Source organism: Conexibacter sp. CPCC 205762 (genome assembly GCF_030646155.1).
Lineage (GTDB): Bacteria > Actinomycetota > Thermoleophilia > Solirubrobacterales > Solirubrobacteraceae > Conexibacter.
Map to the genome: position 1 here is coordinate 62,629 of NZ_JAUTDN010000012.1, position 21,200 is coordinate 83,828.

The 21,200-nt window shown below is 73.2% G+C and carries 13 protein-coding genes; 8 read left to right on the forward strand and 5 right to left on the reverse strand.

Going from position 1 to position 21,200, the window contains the following annotated elements; translation table 11 throughout:
- Positions 1 to 20 precede the first annotated feature (20 nt).
- From Q7L73_RS12185 to Q7L73_RS12205, 5 genes are all read left to right on the forward strand, one after another.
- Positions 21 to 1,028: a substrate-binding domain-containing protein gene (locus tag Q7L73_RS12185; protein WP_304691980.1), complete on the forward strand. Its 1,008-nt coding sequence runs from the start codon at positions 21 to 23 to the stop codon at positions 1,026 to 1,028.
- 34 nt (positions 1,029 to 1,062) lie between these two features.
- Positions 1,063 to 2,124, forward strand: coding sequence for a sugar kinase (locus Q7L73_RS12190; protein ID WP_304715560.1), 1,062 nt, complete (start codon positions 1,063 to 1,065; stop codon positions 2,122 to 2,124).
- Positions 2,121 to 2,780 carry a bifunctional 4-hydroxy-2-oxoglutarate aldolase/2-dehydro-3-deoxy-phosphogluconate aldolase gene (locus tag Q7L73_RS12195; protein WP_304692449.1) on the forward strand — a complete coding sequence of 220 codons (660 nt, stop codon included), beginning with the start codon at positions 2,121 to 2,123 and terminating at the stop codon, positions 2,778 to 2,780. Before Q7L73_RS12190 ends, Q7L73_RS12195 begins: the two co-directional genes overlap by 4 nt.
- Before the next feature lie 86 nt (positions 2,781 to 2,866).
- Positions 2,867 to 4,894 carry a collagen-like protein gene (locus Q7L73_RS12200; protein WP_304692451.1) on the forward strand — a complete coding sequence of 676 codons (2,028 nt, stop codon included), beginning with the start codon at positions 2,867 to 2,869 and terminating at the stop codon, positions 4,892 to 4,894.
- A gap of 34 nt (positions 4,895 to 4,928) precedes the next feature.
- Complete coding sequence (locus Q7L73_RS12205) at positions 4,929 to 8,447, forward strand: DUF5107 domain-containing protein (protein WP_304692453.1); 3,519 nt, start codon at positions 4,929 to 4,931, stop codon at positions 8,445 to 8,447.
- Here Q7L73_RS12205 and Q7L73_RS12210 read toward each other — a convergent pair.
- Genes Q7L73_RS12210 through Q7L73_RS12225 form a run of 4 tightly spaced genes read right to left on the reverse strand, consistent with a single transcriptional unit; the run spans position 8,419 to position 13,511 of the window.
- The gene (locus tag Q7L73_RS12210; protein WP_304692455.1) at positions 8,419 to 10,446 is read right to left on the reverse strand and encodes an NAD(P)/FAD-dependent oxidoreductase; all 2,028 of its coding nucleotides are present in this window, start codon (positions 10,444 to 10,446) and stop codon (positions 8,419 to 8,421) included. The two genes, Q7L73_RS12205 and Q7L73_RS12210, sit on opposite strands and share 29 nt — an antisense overlap.
- On the reverse strand, positions 10,443 to 11,423 hold the full coding sequence (locus tag Q7L73_RS12215) for a polyprenyl synthetase family protein (RefSeq protein ID WP_304692457.1): 981 nt from the start codon (positions 11,421 to 11,423) through the stop codon (positions 10,443 to 10,445). Before Q7L73_RS12215 ends, Q7L73_RS12210 begins: the two co-directional genes overlap by 4 nt.
- Positions 11,416 to 12,999, reverse strand: a complete 1,584-nt coding sequence (locus Q7L73_RS12220; RefSeq protein WP_304692459.1) for a hypothetical protein — start codon at positions 12,997 to 12,999, stop codon at positions 11,416 to 11,418. The genes Q7L73_RS12215 and Q7L73_RS12220 overlap by 8 nt, the downstream gene beginning before the upstream one ends.
- Positions 12,996 to 13,511 (reverse strand): hypothetical protein, encoded by a 516-nt coding sequence (locus tag Q7L73_RS12225; RefSeq protein WP_304692461.1) that lies wholly within the window; start codon positions 13,509 to 13,511, stop codon positions 12,996 to 12,998. The genes Q7L73_RS12220 and Q7L73_RS12225 overlap by 4 nt, the downstream gene beginning before the upstream one ends.
- Before the next feature lie 250 nt (positions 13,512 to 13,761).
- Here Q7L73_RS12225 and Q7L73_RS12230 point away from each other — a divergent pair, with 250 nt between their 5' ends.
- Positions 13,762 to 15,849, forward strand: coding sequence for a PKD domain-containing protein (locus Q7L73_RS12230; protein WP_304692463.1), 2,088 nt, complete (start codon positions 13,762 to 13,764; stop codon positions 15,847 to 15,849).
- 40 nt (positions 15,850 to 15,889) lie between these two features.
- Here the strand turns inward: Q7L73_RS12230 and Q7L73_RS12235 are convergent, their stop codons facing one another.
- Positions 15,890 to 16,354 (reverse strand): Lrp/AsnC family transcriptional regulator, encoded by a 465-nt coding sequence (locus tag Q7L73_RS12235; protein WP_304692465.1) that lies wholly within the window; start codon positions 16,352 to 16,354, stop codon positions 15,890 to 15,892.
- A 155-nt stretch (positions 16,355 to 16,509) separates the two neighbouring features.
- On the opposite strand from Q7L73_RS12235, the gene Q7L73_RS12240 reads away from it, so the two are divergent.
- Both Q7L73_RS12240 and Q7L73_RS12245 read left to right on the forward strand, forming a co-directional pair.
- A complete protein-coding gene (locus Q7L73_RS12240) occupies positions 16,510 to 17,568 on the forward strand; it encodes a Glu/Leu/Phe/Val dehydrogenase dimerization domain-containing protein (protein WP_304692467.1) in 1,059 nt (352 codons plus the stop codon).
- Entirely contained in the window at positions 17,565 to 21,119 is a 3,555-nt protein-coding gene (locus tag Q7L73_RS12245; protein ID WP_304692469.1) for an indolepyruvate ferredoxin oxidoreductase family protein, read from the forward strand. Before Q7L73_RS12240 ends, Q7L73_RS12245 begins: the two co-directional genes overlap by 4 nt.
- Positions 21,120 to 21,200 lie beyond the last annotated feature (81 nt).

Below are 21,200 nucleotides of genomic sequence, written 5' to 3' on the forward strand. Positions count from 1 at the left end.
CAACAAGGAGGAGTATCCCAATGCGACGACTGCTCGCTTTGGCAGTTGCCGTGCTGTGCGTCTTCGGGGTCGCGGCCTGCGGCTCCAGCGACGACAAGGACAGCGGCTCGTCCGGCTCGTCCGGCACCGCGTCCACGACCGCCTCGGAGGGCTCGGGCGGCAGAAGATTCAAGATCGGCATGGCGAACTTCACGCTCGGCGCGCCGTACTTCATCGGCATCTCCAAGACCGTCGAGCGCGACGGCCAGAGAGCCGGCAACGAGGTGCTCGTGACCGACGCGAAGGGCGACGCGGCCGCGCTGACCTCCAACGTCGAGGACCTGCTCGCGCAGGGCGTCGACGGGATCGTCATCTCCGGCGGCCCGCTGGAGGCGGCGCCGGCGGCGCTGAACGCGATCAAGCAGAAGGGCATCCCGGTGGTGCTCGTCGACCGCAAGTTCCAGTCCGGCGACTACACCAGCTGGGTCGGCCCCGACAACGAGGCGATCGGCAGACAGGACGGCGAGTACATCTCCGAGAGACTCGGCGGCAGCGGCAAGGTCGCGATCATCCGCGGCGGCCCGGCCGACAACTCGATCGGCCTCGCCCGCACCGAGGGCGTCAGATCGGTGCTCGAAGGCGCCGGCATCGAGCTGGTCGTCGCGCCGGACTTCGGCGAGTGGTCCTCCGACGGCGGCCTCAGAGTGATGGAGAACCTGCTGGCGAAGAACAAGGACCTCGACGCCGTCTTCTGCGAGAACGACTCGATGTGCCTCGGCGCGCAGAAGGCGATCAGAGACGCCGGCAAGAGCGAGCAGATCTTCATCGCGGGCGTCGACGGGCAGAAGGAGGCGCTGGCGGAGATCAGAAGAGGCGGCAACTACGAGGTCACCGGCCTCAACGACGCCGTCACGATGGGCGACGCCGCCTTCGAGCGCCTGATCGAGCTGCTCGACGGCGGACAGGCCGAGAAGGACACGGTCGTTCCCTCGCCGCAGATCACGAGAGCCAACGTCGACGACTACTACGACCCGAACAGCGAGTTCTGATGTCGTGGTCACGGATCGCACGGGAGCGGATCCGATGACGGATGTCCGCGACGGAGGGCGCCAGCACGGCGCCCTCCGGGCCGGGCCGGCGTGCATCGCGACGCTCGGCGAAGGACTGCTGGAGGTCGGTGTCCACCCGCGCCTCGGCGAGGACGTGCTGGCCCGCGGCTACGGCGGCGACGCCGCCAACGTCGCCGTGATGGCGGCGCGGCTGGGGGCGCGGGCGCGGCTGCTGAGCCGCGTCGGCGACGACGCCGCCGGGCGGCTGCTGCTCGGCTTCTGGCGCGGCGCAGGGGTCGCGCTGGACGAGGTCGCGGTCGACGGCGACGCGCCGACCGGCCTCTACGTCAACGAGGTCGACGAGGCCGGCCGTCATCAGTTCAGCTTCCACCGCAGCGGCTCGGCCGCCTCGCTGCTGGCGCCCGCCGACGTGCGCGCGAGCTGGTTCGCCGGGCTCGACGTGCTGCACGTCAGCGGCATCGGCCTGTCGATCTCCGACTCCGCCGCGGCCACCGTCGAGCAGGCGGTCGCGCAGGCGCGCGCCGCCGGCGCGGCGATCTCCTTCACCGTCAACTTCCGGCCCCAGCTGCGGCCCGACCGCGAGCGGCTGCTCGCGCTCGCGCGCCGGGCCGACGTCGTCTTCGTCTCGGCCGAGGACGGCCGCGCGCTCGTCGGCGAGAGCGACCCCGAGCCGCTCGTCGCCGCGCTCGGCGCGCCGGCCGCGGAGATCGTCGTCACGCAGGGCGAGCAGCCGGCGTGGCTGTTCGCCGACGGCGACGCGCTCTCGCTCGCGCCGCCGCCGGTGCTGCTGGTCGACGCCGCAGGCGCGGGCGACGCGCTCGCCGGCGCGTACCTGGCGCGGCGCTTCGCCGGCGCCGCTCCGGCGGCCGCGCTCGCGGCCGGCGTGGCGGCCAGCGCGCTGTCGTGCCAGGCGAGCGGCTGCGCGCTCGGCTACCCGCAGGCCGACGAGGTCGCGGCTGCGACCGCGCGGCTCGGCGTGCCGGTGCCGGTGCCGGCGCCGGCCGCCACCGCGCGCGCGAGGGGCGCCCCCGCGCGCGGCGCCGCCCGCTCGCGTGACACGGGAGCCGTCCGGTGAGCGCGCCGGCACCCGCCGGCGACGCGGCCGGGCTGGCACAGGCCGGCATCGTCGCGGTCCTGCGCGGTCCCTCGCCGGAGGCGGTCGTCGCCGCCGGCGGGGCGCTGCTGCGCGGCGGCGTGCGGGCGCTGGAGGTGACCTTCACGACGCCCGGCGCGGCGCTCGCGCTGCGCGAGCTGCGCGCCCGCCACGGCGATGAGCTGCTGCTCGGCGCCGGCACGCTGCGCAGACCGGCGCAGGTCGAGGAGGCGGTCGCCGCCGGCGCGCGCTTCCTCGTCTCGCCGGGCCTCGACGGGACCGTGCTGGCGACGATGGGCGCCAGCGGCCTGCCGACCTGGGCCGGCGTCTGCACGCCGACGGAGGTGATGCGAGCGACGGCGCAGGGGCTGACGACGCTGAAGCTGTTCCCGGCCGGCGTTGGCGGGGTCGCGCTGCTGCGGGCGCTGCGGGAGCCGTTCCCGGAGGTCAGCTTCATGCCGACCGGCGGCGTCACGGTCGCCAACCTCGGCGAGTGGCTCGCGGCCGGCGCGGTCGCGGTCGGCGCCGGCGGCTCGCTCTGCCCCGCGGCGGAGCTGGCCGAGGGCGCCTGGGAGGCGATCGAGCGGCGCGCGCGGGAGTTCGGCGCCGCGCTTTCGGACGCCCGATCGAATTATTGAGACGGTCGAATAATTCAAACGGCGAAGTTTGACGGTGCAGTACCGCTGGGCTAGGTTAATTGTCCCACCCATGAGGAGGATCGACCGTGAGTCGACGAGGCAAGGGCGTGGTCGCCACGGCGCTCGCCGCGATCGCGGCTGCCGCCGTGCTGCCGGCCGCTGCGCAGGCTGACCCACCGGCCGCGAGCAACTGGAGACTGAAGTACCACGAGACGTTCGACAGACCGATCGGTCTCGACAACACGCCGTGGGTGCGTGAGGACTACGTGCAGTCGTTCGACAACATCATGGACGACGCCAGCCCCTGGTGGGCCAACGACTACGGCGCCCCCTGGCTCAACCAGTTGCACAGCTTCACGACGTACAGAAAGAAGGTCAAGATCGGCCAGGACGGCTGGCTGACCGCGTCGATGACCGCGCGCGACTGGAACAACGACGGCGACATCGAGGCGCCGCCGACGATCCGCACCGAGACGGTCGAGGGCCAGGGCGGCGTCGCGAAGATCGACGTGCCCGACCACACCGGCGGCGCGATCTTCGTCCCCTCCGACGCGCTGCCGTCGCAGTACCGCGTCGAGTACAGACTGAAGACGCTCGACTTCGGCGGCAGACGCAACGGCTCGATCTTCTACGACGGCAAGGAGAACGGCTACAAGCTCGACGGCAGATGCCGCACGCAGCACCCGTGGCCCGAGGGCGTCAACACGCCCGGCTGGAACTCCGACCCGTCGGCTCCCTACTGCGAGTGGCAGGAGGTCGGCAGAGGCAGATACGGCTACAACGGCTTCCACTACATGGCGATCGTCGACTTCGACCATCCCGAGCCGCGCAACAACCACTTCTGGCACTACCGCCGCAAGGTCCTGATGGACGGCTTCGCGCAGCACCCGGACCGCGTCGGCACGGGCACCGGCGGCCTCGTCTGCAACGCCGCCACCGGCCAGACCTACACCTACGCCGAGTCGACCTACAACACGGTCAACATGTGGGTCAACGGCCTGCCGACATTCAGACCGGGCAGAGGCGGCATCACCGGCAACCAGCAGCGCTTCATCACCGACTGCCAGGGCGGCGTCGACAGAACCGGCCTCGCCTCCGCGGCCGAGCTGCAGCCGGAGCTGATGCCGAGAGAGGACTACACGTTCGCGATCGAGCGCGACGCGACCGGCTACGTGCTCGAGGTGACGGGCGACTTCGCCCGCGCCGGCAGACGGACGATCCGCTTCCACCGCAACTTCGTCGAGAACAACGTGCCGATCTGGCACTACAACAGCTCGCCCGGCGAGTACGACGGCAGATACAACAGCTCGATCTTCCAGAACGGCTGGCTCGGCACCAGACAGGAGATCCCGAACCAGTGGCCGAGAGGCTCCGCCTACCCCGACTACTTCGTGATCGGCGACCTCTACACGAACGTCTACGAGGGCAACGCGCGCGTCGACGACATCAAGCTCTACATCCCGCGCGACGCCGGCGACCGTCCCGGCCCGGTCGCGACCGCGCCGCCGCAGATCGAGGGCGCCGCGACCGAGGGCGAGACGCTGACCGCGACCGACGGCACCTGGACCGGCCTCGCGCCGACGTTCAGACACCAGTGGCTGCGCGACGGCCAGCCGATCGCCAGCGCGACGGCCACGACCCACGTCGTCGCCAGCGGCGACGTCGGCCACGCGCTGCGCGTCCGCGTCACCGCCTCCAACGCCGAGGGCGTCACCGAGTCGACCTCCGAGGCGGTCACGCCGCAGCCGCGCGGCGCGACCGGCGAGAGAGGCGAGCAGGGCGACAAGGGCGATCCCGGCCCGGCCGGCCCGAAGGGCGAGAAGGGCGATCGCGGCCCCGCCGGCCGTGACGCGAAGGTCACCTGCACGATCGGCGGCCGCCCGAACGCGCCCAGCATCAGCTGCAAGATCACCTACGCCAGAGGCGCCGCCGCGAGAGCGAGAGCGTCGAGCGCGCGCGTGAAGGGCAGCGCTCGCCTGGTGCGCGCCGGCCGCACCTACGCCGTCGGCACCAAGCGCGGGTTGAAGGCGACCCGCGCGATCAAGCGCGGCAGCTACCAGCTGCGGATCCGCAGCGGCACGCACGTGACCGTGCTGCCCGTCCGCATCCGCTGAGCACTCAAGTCCCCCCCAGCAGGAGAGAACCCAGATGGCTCATCCCTCCGCACGCCGGCACGGCGTGCGCGTCCTGCCGGCGGTCGCCGTCACCGTCGTCGCCTGCCTCGGCAGCGGCGTCGTGACGAGCGCCGCCGGCGCGGCCGGCCTCTCGATCGAAGAGGTCGTCGCGCGCGACGCCAAGACGATCGACGTCGCCTTCAACAAGCCGCTCGGCCCCGACCTGCTCGGCATGGTCGCGGCGAACAACAGCAACACCAGCTACCTGCACCAGTTCGTGCGCGTCGCGGGCGGCCAGCCGAGCGAGTCCGACGCGGCGCTGACCGGCGCCGCGGCGCTCTCCAGCGAGGCGTCCGGCACGCGCAACTACGTCGTCGAGACGCCGCGCCGTGACACGCTGCGGCTCGTGCTGCCGGCCAGCGGCCCGGCGCTCGTCGCGGGCCGCACCTACCAGCTGCAGCTCGACGCGAGCGGCGACTCGCTCGCCGGCCTCTTCTTCAGAGGCGACGACGGCTCGTCGGTCAGCGGCACGAGAACGGCGCCGGTCGCCTTCACGGGCCCCGCCGACGCCGCGACGACGGCGGCGATCTCCTCCGCCAAGGCGCTCGACCGCCGCACCGTCCGCGTCGCCTTCAAGACGCCGGTCCTGAGCGGCTTCCCGGTCGGCACGTACACGAACACGTCGAACATCCAGCTGAGAGAGAGCGGCAGCGGGACGGTCTTCACGCCCGCCTACATCGAGCCGGGCGTCAACAGCGACCGCAAGGTCTGGGACCTCCAGTTCACGAGAGACCTCGACCCCAACGCGACCTACGACCTGACGCTCGCGACCGGCCTCGGCCTGACGACCTCCGGCGGCAGAGCGCCCAGCGCGCTCGTCGCCCCCGGCGTCGCCTCCAGCGCGAAGCCGTGGAACCAGCCGGAGATCACCGGCGTGACGGTCGACCAGAACCGCAACGAGCTGCGGATCTCCTTCAACCACCGGATCGCGAAGGTGAGAGTGCCGTCGGCGCCGGCTGTACCGGCGAGAGTCGACGGCGAGTCGGCGAGAGGCTACGTGATGGTGCGTGAGACGGCGAACCAGCGGATCGCCGCCGCCACGCTCACCGCCGAGGACGTGCGCGCGCTGCTCGACGTCGACGCGACCGTCGAGGACGACCAGGGCGGCCCCGGGCCGTTCAACGAGATCTTCGGCGACGCCTCCGACGGCGCCAGCCGCCTGCACGACGTCGCCGGCTACTTCCCCGATCGCAGAACGCTCGCGATCCGCTTCGAGAACGGCGTGCGCCTGCAGCCGTTCGCGCGCGGCAGCGTGCAGCTGCGCGGCGGCGGCCGGCTGGTCGACGTCGCCGGCGCCGACAACGCCGCGGCGGGCAAGGCGCATGCCTTCGCGGCGCCGGTCGGCAGCGTCACGGGCGCGGGCACCGCGCCGGGCTACGACCCCAACAGCGCCGACTTCCTCTCGATCGACAAGCAGGAGTCGACGACCTTCCGTCACTTCGCCTACGACATGAGAGACCCGGAGGGCTTCTTCGTCAGAGGCGCCGACGTGAAGGACCGCCTCACCGACGAGAGACTCAACGCGATCGTCGTCGAGAACAAGTACATCAAGGCGCTCTTCACGCCCGAGTACGGCGGCCGCATGGTCTCGCTGATCTACAAGCCGACCGGCAACGACCTGCTGTACACCAACCCGGTCGGCACGCCCTACGGCAACGGCACGGACCCGAGAACGTCGCCCTTCTACGCCGGCTGGCTGATGGTCTACGGCGGCGTCTTCCCGACCTGGGTCGAGGCCGAGCACGGCAAGTTCTGGTTCAGACCGTGGGATTACAGAATCGTCCAGAGCGACGACAGAATCGACATCGTCATGACCAAGGACGACGATCTCGACTTCTCCGGCAGACCGACCCGCTTCCGCTACGGCCGCACCGACCTGAGAGCGACCGTCACGTACTCGATCTCGAAGACGAGCCCGGTCGTCGACATGAACGTCTCGCTGCACAACCCGACCAGCGCCGACAAGGAGTACGAGTACTGGACCTGCACGACGCTCGCGCCCGGTGAGGAGACCTACAACGGCTCCTCGACGATGGAGATCATGTCCAACGTCAGAACGCTGAGACAGGGCTCCGGCTACAACTGGATGCGCGACGTCGAAGAGGTCAGAGAGATCAGAGACGGCTTCGCCTACCTGAGACTCGACAAGCTCAACAAGATGTCGGAGTGGACGAGAGACGGCATCGCCTACGGCCAGGAGCTGGCGACGCTGCCGCAGGCCAACTGGTGGGGCGTCGTCAACCACGAGAACGGCGAGGGCGTCGTCCGCACGGGCGACAACACCAAGACGCCCGGCATGAAGTTCTGGGAGTGGGGCTACAACGGCTCGTTCAACACCTCGCCGTACACGAAGGGCTCCTCCGCCCGTCCGTACATCGAGCTGTGGGCCGGCGTCTCGCCGGAGTTCTTCACGCCCGACGTGCTGAGAGCCGGCGCGACGAAGACCTGGACCGAGTCCTACGCGCCGTCGATGGACATGAAGAACGTCACCAACGCGACCAGAGCCGGCCAGGCGCTGATCGAGTTCGGCGACCACCGCGCCAGCGCGCGCGCCTGGTCGACGCTCGTCGGCCAGCAGCTGACGGCCGAGCTGAGCGACGCCGCGACCGGCAGAGTGATCGACACCGTCGCCTTCAGCGGCGACCCGATGCGCTCGGTCGAGCTGTCCGGCTACGTCAAGTCGGGCACGACCGTGAAGCTCGTGATCAAGGACGCCAGCGGCACCGTCGTCGTCAGCGCCGAGAAGTCCGACGGCCTCGCGCCCAACCCGGACGACCCCGACGCGCCGACCGTCGCCCCGGCGCTCGTGAGCGCGCCGCAGGTCGTCGGCGACGCCGTCGAGGGCGCGACCGTGACGGCCGCGCCCGGCAGCTGGGACGGCACCGACCCGGCGTTCGCGTACCAGTGGCTGCGCGACGGCCAGCCGATCGCCGGCGCGACCGGCGCGACGCACACGGTCGCCGCGGCCGACGTCGGTCACGCGCTCAGCGTGCGCGTGACGGCGAGCAACAGAGCCGGCAGCGCCGAGGCCGACTCCGCCGAGGTGCGCCCGGTCGGGCGCGCGCAGGACGGCGCGCAGGGGCCGGCCGGCCCGAGCGGCCCGGCGGGTCCCGCCGGTGAGCGCGGCGCCGACGGCGCGAGAGGCGCGGACGGCGCGAGAGGCGCGGACGGCGCGCGCGGTGCCGACGGCGCCGCCGGCCCCCGCGGCGAGCAGGGCCCCAGAGGCGCGACCGGCGCCGCCGGCCGCGACGCGAAGGTCACCTGCAAGCTCGTCAGCAGAGGCCGCCGCCAGTCGATCTCGTGCAAGGTCACCTACACGAGAGGCAGCGCGACGAGAGTGCGCGGCAGAGCGCGCCTCGTCCGCAACGGCCGCACCTACGCGGTCGGCACGAAGGCGGGCCTGCGCACGACGCGCAAGCTCACCCGCGGCGCGTACACCCTGCGCCTCGCCGGCGCCCGCACCGTCACGAAGCTGCCGGTGACGGTCCGCTAGCGAGCGCGGGCTTGCAGACGCCGGTCAGAAAGGCGTCCAGCAGCTCACGCCCCGAGGAGGCGGGCAGGCGCGCCAGCGCGTCCTGCCCGCGCTTCTCGGCCGCATCGGTCGCCGCGCGCGCCGTCGCCTTCAACGCGGCGACGCGCGCGGCATCGGACTGCTCCCGTGCGATCTCGTCGCTCGCCAGCCGGTTGCTCGTCATGAAGTCGAGCGTCGTGTCGAGCCGGGTGCGGCGGCCGTCGAGCGCGAGCAGCTCGTCGACGTGGAGGAAGGCGCGCCCGCATTCGGAGCCGACGTCGCGCAGCGTCTCGACGGTCGCGTCGTCGGCGCGGGCCAGCTCGGCGCCGAGGCGAGCGGGGAACTCGTACATCGCCGCGCTCGTCGCGTCGGCCGAGACGTTCGGGTCACCGGCGAGTCGCTGGGCGCGCAGCGTCGAGAGGTCGGCGAGCCACTGCGCGAAGCTCCACGACACCTCGGGGCCCGACATCGCGATCAGGCGCGCCGCCTGGCCGAGCAGGAAGTCGCCGCCGACGACGACGCTGACCTGCGCCCAGTCGAGCCCGCGCCGCGCGTGCGCGTCGGGCGCGGCGCCGAGGAAGGCGAGCGCGCCCATCATCGCCAGCTCCAGCCCGCCGCCGAGTGTCGCGTGACGCACGTCCAGCTCGCGCCCGGCGGCGAGCGTCGCGGCGAACAGCAGCAGCGCCGGCCGCAGCCGCTCCTCGGTTCCGACACCGGTCACCGCCATCCGCGCCAGGAACGGCCAGTCCTCGCGGATCGTCGACACCATCACCTCGTCGCAGGCGATCAGGAACGGGCCCGCGAGCGCTTGCAGCTCCGGCTCCAGCGTCGCGATCAGCGTGTCGGTGATCCCTTTCAGCCCCTCCGGCAGCAGGATCGCCCGTCGCCCCTTCGCGAGGAACGGGTGATCGCTCTCGGCGGCGTCGGACAGGTAGCGCCAGGCGAGGTGGTCGCGCCGCACCGCGCGGCGCGAGGTCTCGACGTTGCCGGCGAAGGCGAAGTCGACGCGGCGGACGTAGCCGCGCTGCGCCTCGGCCGGGTCGTCGGGATGGGCGAGGATCGCCTCGGCGGCCATCGCGCCGCTCTCCAGCGCGTAGCTGAGCCCTTCGCCGGTGAACGGGTTGACGAGCCCGGCGGCGTCGCCGACGAGGATCCCCTCGGCGCCCGCGACCCGCTCGCGCGAATAGCCGGTGTCGAGCACACCTGCGACGAGGCCGCCGAGCGGCGTCAGCGGGCCCAGCTGCGGCACCTGCGCGCGCAGCGCGTCGAGCCCTCTCGCCAGCAGCGACGCGTGGTCCTCGTCGTCGGGATTGGTCGCGGCGACGCGGATCGTCAGCTCCGCGTCGGTCACGCCGGGGACGGCCCAGACGCTGAGCGCGGTCGCGCTGAGCGTCGTCGCGTCGGGCGGGACGAACAGCATCTCCATGCCGCTGTCCTCCTGCGGGGAGGCGCCGGCGCAGCGCGCCGCGACCGCCACCGCCCGGCGCTCGTCCGCACTGTGCCCCGCGGCCGGGACGCCGATCCCCGCGCCGCCGCTGGCGACGATCAGGTGGCGGGCGCGCAGCGGTGTGGCGCGCTCCGCCGTCATCAGCTCGAAGCAGCCCTCGCCGCGCTCGATCGCGATCGCCTCGTCGGCGCGCAGCCGCACGCCGGCGGAGGTGGCGGCGAAGAAGAGCGCGTCGTGCAGCGCCCCTCGCCGGATCGCGTAGGCGCCGACGTCGGTCAGCGTCCGCAGCGGGCGGCCCGGCAGGCGCAGGCGGATCGACTCGATCGCGTGGTGGGCCGCGAGCTCGAGCGAGGGCGTGTCACGCAGCGTCTGCACGGCGACCGACGTCAGCAGCAGGTCGATCGCCGGCTGCGGGCCGACGGCGTCCTGGACGATCGCGACGTCCATCCCCGCGCTCGCGAGCTGGATCGCCGCCGAGCAGCCGGCGGCGCCGGCACCGACGACGACGACGTCCAGCAGCGGTGGCACGCTCATGCGGGGGCTCCCTTCAGCTGACGTGCGAGCGCCGCGAGCTGCTCGCGGCCCGGCCCGGCGGGAACCGCGTCGAGCACGCTCAGCGCGCGGTCGATCCGTTCGGCCGCGAGCGCACGCGCCGTCGCGACGCCGCGGTGCCGCTCGACCAGCGCGCAGACGCGCCGCATGTCGCTGCCGTCGAAGTCCGGGTCGAGCAGCAGCCCGGCCAGCTCGCGGTCGTCGCCGGCGGCCTGCAGCGCGCAGAGGATCGGTGCGCCGAAGATCCCGAGCGCGAGATCGCGACCGCCGGGCTTGCCGGTGCCGGCGTCCTCGATGTCGAGGCAGTCGTCGAGCAGCTGGAAGGCGACGCCAAGATCGGCGCCGAAGGCCGCGACGGCGTCGGCGACCTGCTGGTCGCAGCCGCCCTGTACCGTCCCGAGCTGGCAGCCGAGCCGGAACAGCGGCGCCGTCTTGCCCTCGACGACCGCGAGATAGTCGGGCTCGTTCAGCTTGACGTCGAAGGCGCGCTCGACGTCGAGCATCTCGCCGCGCGCGAGATCGGCGACCGCGCGCGCCGTGACGGCGTTCGTCGCATGGCCCAGCTCGGCCGCCTCCAGTCCCGCCAGCGCGAAGCAGGCGACGCCGCCGAGCAGCGCGGACTCGACGCCGTGCGAGACATGCGCCGCGGGCGCGAAGCGGCGCGTGTCGGCCTGGTCGACGACATCGTCGTGCAGCAGCGAGGCGACCTGCAGCAGCTCGACCACCGCCCCCGCACGCACGACGGCCTGCGCATCGGCCGGCGTGCCGAGCGACGCGCAGATCGCGACCAGTCGCGAGCGCAGCCGCTTGCCGGGGCGCTCGACGAGGCCGCAGACGACCTGCTCCAGCTCCGGCCCGAGGCCGCGCGTGAGCGTGCGCAGCCGCGCGCTCACCTGCTCGGCGAAGGCGGCGGGGTCGAACGCTGCCGATCCCGCCGCCGACGCGGCCGTGTCACTCAACGGCGTCGAACGTTCTCGCGGTGCCCCACAGTCTCAGGGAGGTCATCCCCTGAGCCGCCGTGCGAATCGAGTTGAGGCAGACCGCGGTGTTCATGTAGTCGATCACCGCGGCGCGGTTCATGCCCAGCATCACCTGGTGCGTCTGCGCGAGGTCGTAGGCGATTCTGCTCTCGGTCGCCGTCAGCACGCCGGTCTGGCCGAGCTGGGTGCAGAGTGCCTGGTACGTCTGGCCGTCCTGCTGGGTGATCGCCCGCGTCGAGCTGGGATTGGTCATCACGTCGGTGATGACCGGCTGGTACGTGTTGTAGAGGGACTGCATGTACGCTCTCGACTGCGGCGTCTGCGTCGGCGCCAGCCGCGTTCTCACGAGCGTCGTGTTGAGGTACGTGAGCGTGATCAGGAAGCGGCCGGTCTCGCTCTGCGTCATGAATCTGTCGCGCACGTTGTCCGACAGCGCCTGGTCTCTCGTTATCGGGACGTCGTAGGCGAGCTGCATCGCGGTCAGCACCTCGCACGGATCGAACTTGCCTCTGATCAGCGACGAGATGTAGTCGCGCGAGTCGAGCTCGTCGCCGTCGAGCGCGTCGTCCTGGCCGGCGGAGTCACGCTTGATCACCATCGCGCCGGAGTCGCCGTTCCAGCCGAGCCACTGCGTCCATATGAGGTCGGTGTATCTGACCAGCCCCTGGCCCGGGACGTTGACCTGCATCGTCTGCCCGGTGCCGAGCACGCGGCCGACCGTCTTGCCGGTCGTGCGGCCGACCTTCTCGACCTTCGTGCCGATCGGCGGCACGGTCGTCATCAGGTTGGTGCCGCCGGTGTCCGGCAGGAGCGAGACGTTGAGCGCGGTCAGCGTCGTCGACAGCCGCGTCAGCCAGACGTTGCCGAAGCCGTCGCCCGCGACGACCATGCCGACCGCCGGGCGATTCGCCGACGGCGCGCTCAGCTCGGCGCCGCTGTAGTTGCTGTTGACTCTGACTCTGCTGTCGATCGACGCTATCGCCGCGTCGACCGCGGTTGCGCCGCCGACTATCGAGACATACCGCTTCAATGTCCCGACTCTGTAGTTGCTCGAGTCGTCGAGCGACGCCGGCTGGTAGATCGGGTCGCCGATCGGCGCGCCGTTGTTGTCGGCGATCACGTGGTTCGCCGTCAGCATGTTGACGGTGCCGTCGGTGTTGTCTCTGACGAAGGCGCCGAGCGTTCCGGCATCCGGCGCTGCATCCGAGAAGTTCGAGATGCCGACGCCGAACTGCAGCGGCCGGTACATGTCGGGGACGCGCGGGGGCGTGCCGTCCGCGCTCATCAGCACCGCTTGGGCCTGGACCACGTCGGTCGGGCAGCTGACGCCGTCGACGTCGACGGCGGTTGGGATCAGCCGCAGGCGCGAAACGAGCGACGGGCGCCGTTTCTTCTTGACCATCACCGTGACGACCGGCTCGTCGGTCAGCTTGCCGCCGCAGCGGCGGAAGCCGACGCCGACGCCGGTGACGTTGTCGTCGTGGCCGAAGCGCTCGAGCAGGCGCTCGCCGGCGCGTGCCAGCCGCTCGCGGACGGTCGGATCGATCGTGCTCATGGCGCCGCCTCCACGACCGGTCTGTCGCCGTTCTCGTGCATGATCGCGAGCGTGCCGAGCCAGATGCCGGGGCCGATCTCGCCGTCGGGGTCGATCGCGTCGGCGAGCGTCGCGGCGGCGACGCCGACGAGCGCGTTGAGATCGTCGAGCTGGCCGGCGTCGGCCTCCCCGACGATCGTGCTCAGCCGCACCAGCAGCGATTGGGTGCCGAGGCCGCCGAGCCCCGCGTCGGTCAGCCGCTGCGCGGCGCGCTCGGCCTGAGCGGTGCGCACCGACGAGCAGCGCGCCCACGCCGCGACGACGTGCGGCGCCGTCAGCCGGGCCTCGATCGGCCCGCCCTCGCCTGTCTCGGCCTCGAACGGCCACACTGCGGCCGCGGCCGCCAGCTGCAGCACGATCGCATCGACGTCGTTCGTCGGCGCCGCCGCCGCCGCAGCAGCGCCGACGCCGCCGAGAGCGACGGTGGCGGCGCCGGCGCGCGCACCGGCCGTCAGGAACGCGCGGCGCGACATCCACCAGCGCGATTGGTGCTCGGCTCTTGCCTGAGGCACGACGAATTCCCCCTGTGAATCGAAAGCAGTTGTCATACGTGAACAACCAAAACCGAATAGCAGTGTTATGCCGCCACGTCTGTGATGTCAAGCGTTGACTGGGTCTGGTCCGCATATCGCTGTTGCGCCTTGATTCTGAACGTTGGGTCTGCGAAGGTGCCAAATTGTGGGAGGGCGGATTCAGCGGTTTTGCGGCTTGACGATCGTTGCGTTGATCGCGTCGTCGGCAGCAGTCGCAGACGCGTCCGCGGCCGGATGGCTGCCGCCCGCGAGCACCGCGCCGAGCGTCCGCAACGTCGACGGGCAGGACGTCGCGGTCGACGCCGCCGGCAACGCCGTCGCGGCATGGACGGTCGAGGGGAACAGCCCGTTCACGCAGGTCGCGTCGCGGTCGGCCGGCGGTGGCTGGGGCGCGCCGGTCACGCTCGTCCCGCCCGGCGAGGACAACGGCTGGGATCCGGCGATCGCGGTCGGCCCTGACGGCGACGCGGTCGTCGTCTGGTCGAGCGTCCGCCGCCCGACGGGCTCTGCCGCGTGGACGAGACAGATCGTGTTCGCGTCGAGCCGTCCCGCAGGCGGGACGTGGAGCACGCCGGTCGCGCTCTCCGACGAGGACGGGATCGCGCTGACCTACCAGCCCGACGTGGTCGTCGACGCTGACGGCACCGCGACCGCGATCTGGAGCGAGGAGACCGGCGACGCCTGTGTCGTCCGGACGCGCGAGCGGCCGAGAAGCGGGACGTGGGGGCCGGCGGTCGACCTGACCGACACTGCCGTCGCGACCGAGCCGCAGCTCGCCGTCGACCTGGCCGGCGACGTGACCGCCGTGTGGAACTTCCGCGCCGTGCCCGAGAGCGGCGGCGGGGTGATTCAGTCGAACGTCCGCCCAGTCGGCGGGACGTGGGCCGCCGAGCCGGACGACCTCTCCGCCGCCGGCGCCTTCTCGTTCGATCCGCAGGTGGCGGTCAACCTGAGCGGCGACGCGGTCGCGGCCTGGACCGAGTACACGAGCGGCGGTGCGTTGAGCGCGAGCGCGGCACGGCGGACCGGCGGCGTCTGGGGCGCGGCGGCCGACCTCTCGCAGGGCGTCCCGAGATCGTCCAACCCGCGCGTCGCGATCGATCCGCAGGGCACCGCCACCGCCGTCTGGGAGTCGTACGACGCCGCCGGTGCGATCGCGCACGCCAGCACGAGCGCGTCCGGTGGCGCGTGGAGCGGCCCGGTCGACATCTCCTCCCGCGACGACGACCCGTCGCCCGGGATCTTCCCGCAGGTCGTCGTCGACGCGGACGGCAACGTGACCGCGGCGTGGCGGGCGTGGCGCAGACCGGGCCGCAACGCCGTCGAGGCGGCGCGGCGCGAGGCCGGCGGCGGGTGGGGCGCGCCGGTCGAGCTGGGGCCGAGCAACGGCGTCATAGAGGCGCGTCCGCTCGCCGTCGACCCGCAGGGCTACGTGACGGCGGTGTGGGGGCGCGGCAACTCGCTCGTGTCGTCGGTCTACGACGCGGTCGCGCCGACGCTGCGCGGCGCGACGGTGCCGGCGAACGGAGTCGTCGGGAAGCCGCTCACGCTGTCGGCGGACCTCGTCGACCTGTGGTCGCCGGTGACGACGAGCTGGTCGTTCGGCGACGGCAGCAGCGGCACGGGCGCGACCGTCGTGCACTGCTTCAGCACACCCGGCGAGCGCACGCTGACGCTGACCGGAACCGACGCCGCGGCGAACGCGACGAGCACGACGCGGCCGATCTCGATCGCGGCCGATCCGTCGCTGGAGCCGGGTGTCGATCCCTGCACCACGCCGGAGCCGAGGCCGGAACCCAGACCTGAGCCGAGACCGGAACCCAGACCTGCGCCCGATCCCCCCGGCGGTGGCTTCGGGCCACCGCAGGGTCCTGCGGCGACCGCGCCCGTGCTCACCGGCCTGCGGCAGACGAGCGCGCGCTGGCGCACCCGCGCGGCCGCTCGCGGCCCGCGGCTGCCGGTCGGCACGAGCTTCCGCTTCCGGCTCGACCGCGCGGCGCAGGTGCGCCTCGCCTTCTCGCAGCTCTCCGACGGGCGCCGCGTCGCGGCGCGCTGCGTCACCCCGGCGCGTGCCAACCGCGGCCGGCCGGCGTGCGTCCGCGAGCAGCTCCGCGGGACGGTGACGCTGGCGGCCAGAGCGGGCGCGAACGCGTACGCCTTCCGCGGCCGGATCGGCGGGCGCACGCTCCAGGCGGGTCACTACCGGGTGCGCGTCACCGCGCACGCCGGCGCCCACGTCTCACCGGCGACCACGCTGCGCTTCACGATCGTCCGCTGACTCCACCCGACGCTGACCGCAGCGTCGCGTCAACCGCTGCTCAGGCGCCGCGCGCGCGGCTGCTGCGGCCCCAGCGACCGAGCACGATCAGCGACTTCGTGCCGGTCACGCTGGGGCTGCGGCGCAGCTCGTTGACGATCCGCTTGAGGTGGGCGACGTTCTCGACGCGGATCCGCACGAGCGCGTCGGGGTCGCCGGCGGTCGTGAAGACCTCGCGCACCTCCGGCCGCTGCGCCATCGCCGCGACGACGTCGTCGACGTCGGCGTTGCTGTCGAAGGTGACCTCGGTGAACGCCTCGATCTCGGCGCCGAGCTTGGTGTGGTCGAGCGTGACCGTGTAGCCGGTGATCACGCCGAGCTGCTCGAGCCGGTCGACGCGCCGCTTGACCGGCGCGGGGGAGAGGCTCACGCGCGCGGCGATGTCGGCGATCGTGCGCCGCGCGTCCTCCTGCAGCAGGCCGATGATCTGGTGGTCGACGTCGTCGAGCTGGATGCGGTCGCTCATCGGCGTGACAGTAGAGCGCGCAAGAAAGAAGCGCAAGCGTCCCCTGTCCATCTCGAAAGTTGCGTGCGCGGCTCGATTCGATCGTGAGAGTTGCGCGGCCGCCGTCGGTGCGGTCTGCTCGTTCTCACTGTTCCGCGTGGTGATCGGAGAGAGTCGTGGAGACGACGTTGACGCATGACGGCGAGGTCTGGGCGAGCGAGCAGCTGGTGCTCTGCCGTGACGAGGAGCGCGGCCTGCGGGCCGTGATCGCGATCGACGACACGACCCTCGGGCCCGGCCTCGGCGGGATCCGCTACCGGCCGTACCCGAACGCCGCCGCGGCGATCTTCGAGTGCCGCCGGCTGGCGGCCGCGATGACGCTCAAGAACGCGCTCGCCGAGGTCCCGTTCGGCGGCGCGAAGTCGGTGATCCTCGACGACGGGCCGGTCGCCGACCGCGCCGCGCTGATGCACCGCTTCGGCGACTTCGTGCTGCGCACGGGCGGCGCCTACCTGCCCGGCGTCGACATGGGCACCCGCGTCGGCGACCTCGCGACGATCCGCGCTGCCGGCGCCGACGTCTCCTGCGCCGACGACGACCCGTCGCCATGGACCGCGCTCGGCGTCGCCGCCGCGATCGTCGCCGCCGTCGAGCAGGTCGACCGGCGCAGCGGCGTCGAGGGCGTCAGCGTGCTCGTGCAGGGCGCCGGTCACGTCGGCGACAGCCTCGCCCGTCACCTCGCCGCCAGGGGCGCCCACGTGCTCGTCGCCGACGTCGACGGCGCGCGCGCCGCGGCGCTGGCGGAGGCCGTCGGCGGCGCCGTCGTCGCGCCCGAGGAGGCGCTCAGCACGCCCTGCGACGTGCTCGCGCCGTGCGCGGTCGCGCGCGTCGTCAACGCGCACACGGTCCCCCGCTTCGCCTGCCGGATCGTCGCCGGCGCCGCCAACGACACGCTCGCCGAGCGCGACGACGCCGAGCGGCTGGCGGCACGCGGGATCGTCTACGTGCCCGACTACGTCGCCAACGCCGGCGGCGTCGTCCACATCGACGCCGTCCGCACGCCGGGCGGCACGGCGCGGCTGGGCGAGCAGGTGCTGGCGATCGGCGATCGCGTCCACGAGCTGCTGGTCGAGGCGGCCGACGAGGGCGTCACCGCGACGACCGTCGCCGAGCGACGCGCGGCGCGGATCCTGCAGGCCGCGCGCGCCTCCAAGCGGGAGGCGGTGGCGGCATGACCGCGCTGGCGCGGCAGCCGGCGCTCGCGCGGCCCGGCGTCCGGCTCGACGACAAGTACGACGCCGTCGCCGGCCCGGTGCTGCTGAACGGGATCCAGGCGCTCGTGCGGATCGCGCTCGACCAGCGCCGGCTCGACGCGCGCGCCGGCCGCCGCACCGGCATCTTCCTCAGCGGCTACCCCGGCTCGCCGCTCGGCGGCGTCGACCGCGAGCTGCTGCGCGAGCGCAGACGGCTCGACGCCGCCGGCGTCGTCTTCCGCGCCGGCCTCAACGAGGAGCTGGCGGCGACGGCGGTCGCCGGCACGCAGCTGCTCGGCGAGCTGGAGCGGCGCCGCGTCGACGGCGTCACCGGCTTCTGGTTCGGCAAGAGCCCCGGCCTCGACCGCGCCGCCGACGCGATCCGCCACGGCACGCTCAGCGGCACCGCCCCGCTCGGCGGCGCCGTCGCCTGGATCGGCGACGACCCGGCCAGCAAGTCCTCGACCGTCCCCTCCTCCTCCGAGCCGCTCTGCCGCAGCCTGCTGCTGCCGCTGCTGGCGCCGGGCACGGTTCGCGAGCAGCTCGAGCTGGGGCTGCACGCGGTCGCGCTGTCGCGCCACGCCGGGCTCTGGAGCGGCCTGAAGATCGTCGCCGACATCGCCGACGCGACCGCCGTGGTCGAGCTGGACGGGCTGCTCGACGCGATCCCCACGTTCGAGCCGCGCGCCGCGTTCAGACCGCCCGTGCTGCTGCCGCCCTCCAACCTCGCCGCTGAGCACGACCTGATGACCGAGCGGCTGGAGCGGGCGCAGGAGTACGCGCGCGCGGCCGAGCTGAACCGGATCGTCTTCGAGCCGCGGCGGCCGCGGCTGGCGCTGATCGGCGCCGGCAGCTCCTACCAGGCGATCGTGCGCGCGCTCGACGACCTCGGACTCGACTCCGACGGCGCGCGCGAGCGGGCCGGGCTGCGGCTGGTGCGGCTGTCGATGCCGTGGCCGCTCGGCAGAGCGGAGCTGCGGCGGCTGGCCGGCGGTGTCGAGACCGTGCTCGTGGTTGAGGACAAGCTCCCGTTCGTCGAGCAGCTCGTGCGCGACGCGCTCTACCGCGAGCCGGACGCGCCGCTCGTGCTCGGCAAGCAGGACGGCGACGGCGCGCCGCTGCTGTCGTCCCACAGCACGCTCGGCGCCGACGACGTCGCGCGCGCCCTCGGGCGGCTGCTCGACGCCGACGCGCTCGGCGCCGCCGGGCGGGCGCGGCTGCAGCTGATCGAGCAGCGCTCCGTCGAGACCGGCCGGCTGCTGCCGCTGCCCAAGCGCACGCCGTACTTCTGCTCCGGCTGCCCGCACAACGTCTCGACGCGCGCCGACGCCGAGCAGCTCGTCGGCGTCGGGATCGGCTGCCACGTGATGGTCGCGCTCGACGCCGACGGCCGCCGCGGCAAGCTGCTCGGCATGCCGCAGATGGGCGGCGAGGGGATCCAGTGGCTGGGGCTGGAGCCGTTCACCGACGACGAGCACTTCGTCCAGAACCTCGGCGACGGCACCTTCCACCACTCCGGCTCGCTGGCCGTGCGTGCGGCGACCGCGGCCGGCGCCCACATCACCTACAAGCTGCTCTACAACGACGCCGTCGCGATGACCGGCGGGCAGGACCCGACCGGCCGCATGGCGGTGCCGCAGCTGACCCGCTGGCTTGCGCTGGAGGGCGTGCGGCAGGTCGTGATCACGACGCCCGAGCCGCGTTCCTATCGCGGCGTCGCGCTCGACCCGATCGCGCAGGTTCGCCACCGCGACGAGCTGGCAGAGGTGGAGCGCGAGCTGGCGCGGGTGGACGGCGTCACCGTGCTGATCCACGACGACCGCTGCGCGACCGAGAAGCGGCGGCTGCGCAAGCGCGGCACGCTGCCGGCGCCGGCCAGACGCGTGTGGATCAACGAGCGCGTCTGCGAGGGCTGCGGCGACTGCGGCGAGCAGTCGAGCTGCCTCTCGGTGCTGCCGGTCGAGACCGAGTTCGGCCGCAAGACGCGGATCGACCAGTCGTCGTGCAACCAGGACTTCAGCTGCCTGAAGGGCGACTGCCCGTCGTTCCTGACGGTCGTGCCGGCCTCAGCGCGGGGCGGCACGGCACGCGCGGCGGGCAGCGGCGGCGCGGCATCCGGCGGTGCGGCGCGGGTGCCGCAGCCGCCGCGCGCGCTGCCCGAGCCGCTGCCGCGCGTCGGGCGCGACGTGCTGCTGCGGATGCCGGGCGTCGGCGGCACGGGCGTCGTGACCGTCTCGGCGATCGTGCAGATGGCGGCCCATCTCGACGGCCGCTTCGCCGCCGGCCTGGAGCAGACCGGGCTGGCGCAGAAGGGCGGCCCGGTGATCTCCGACCTGCGCATCGGCGACGGGCCGATCGCCGGCCTGGTGCGCGCCAGCACCGGCTCGGCCGACGTGCTGCTCGGCTTCGACCTGCTCGGCGCGGCGGCGGCCGAGACGCTCGCCGTCGCCGACCCGGAGCGGACGGTCGCGGTCGTCAACGTCGCCGCGACGCCGACCGCGCAGATGGTCACCGATCCCGACGCGGCCTTCCCGGCGCTGCACGGGCCGCGCCGCCGGATCGAGCGCGCGACGCGGGCGCAGGATGCGCTCTTCCTCGACAGCGCCCACCTCGCCGAGCGGCTGCTCGGCGACCACCTGCCGGCGAACATGCTGCTCGTCGGCGCCGCCTACCAGCACGGCTGCCTGCCGCTCTCGGCGGAGGCGATCGAGGCGGCGATCGAGCTGAACGGCACTGCCGTCGCCGCCAATCTGGCCGCCTTCCGCTGGGGCCGCGCGGCGGTCGCCGACCCGGAGGCGGTCGAGCGGGCGCTGGCGCCGTCCGAGCGCAAGCCCGGCGCCCCCGCGACGGACGCCTCCGCGACCGACGCCTCCGCGCTGACGCGGCTGCTCGACCTGCGCGTGCGCGAGCTGACGGCCTACCAGGACGCCGCCTACGCGCGGCGCTACCGGGAGGCGGTCGAGGCGGTTGCGGCGATCGAGCGGGAGCGGACCGGCGGCGACGCCGGCGTGGTCGCGCAGGCGTACGCGCGCGGCCTCTTCAAGCTGCTCGCGTACAAGGACGAGTACGAGGTCGCGCGGCTCCACCTCGACCCGGCCGAGCGCGCCCGCCGCGAGCAGGAGCTGGGCGCGGGGGCGACGGTGAAGGTGATGCTTCACCCGCCCGCGCTGCGCGCGCTGGGGATGCGCAGAAAGCTCGCGATCGGCGTCGGCGCGGGGCCGCTGCTGCACGGCCTGGCGGGCGCGAAGCGGCTGCGCGGCACGCGCCTCGATCCGTTCGGCTACGCGCACATGCGCAGAGTCGAGCGGGCGCTGCCGGCCGAGTACGAGGCGCTCGTCCGTCGTGCGCTCGCGCGCCTGGACGCCGGCAATGTCGCGCTCGTCGCCGAGGTCGCCGCCCTGCCCGAGCTGGTGCGCGGCTACGAGCAGGTGAAGCTGCGCAACGTCGAGCGCTTCCGCACCCGCGCCGCGGAGCTGCTCGCGCGGTTGGAGGCGCCGGACGTGGCCACGCTGGATGTGATCAGGGTTAGCTGACGCGGCACGGGGCGGCGCGACGGCGTCAGGCGCTGACGCGGCGATGCGGCGGCGTCGCCGACGGCGCGCGGCGACGTCAAG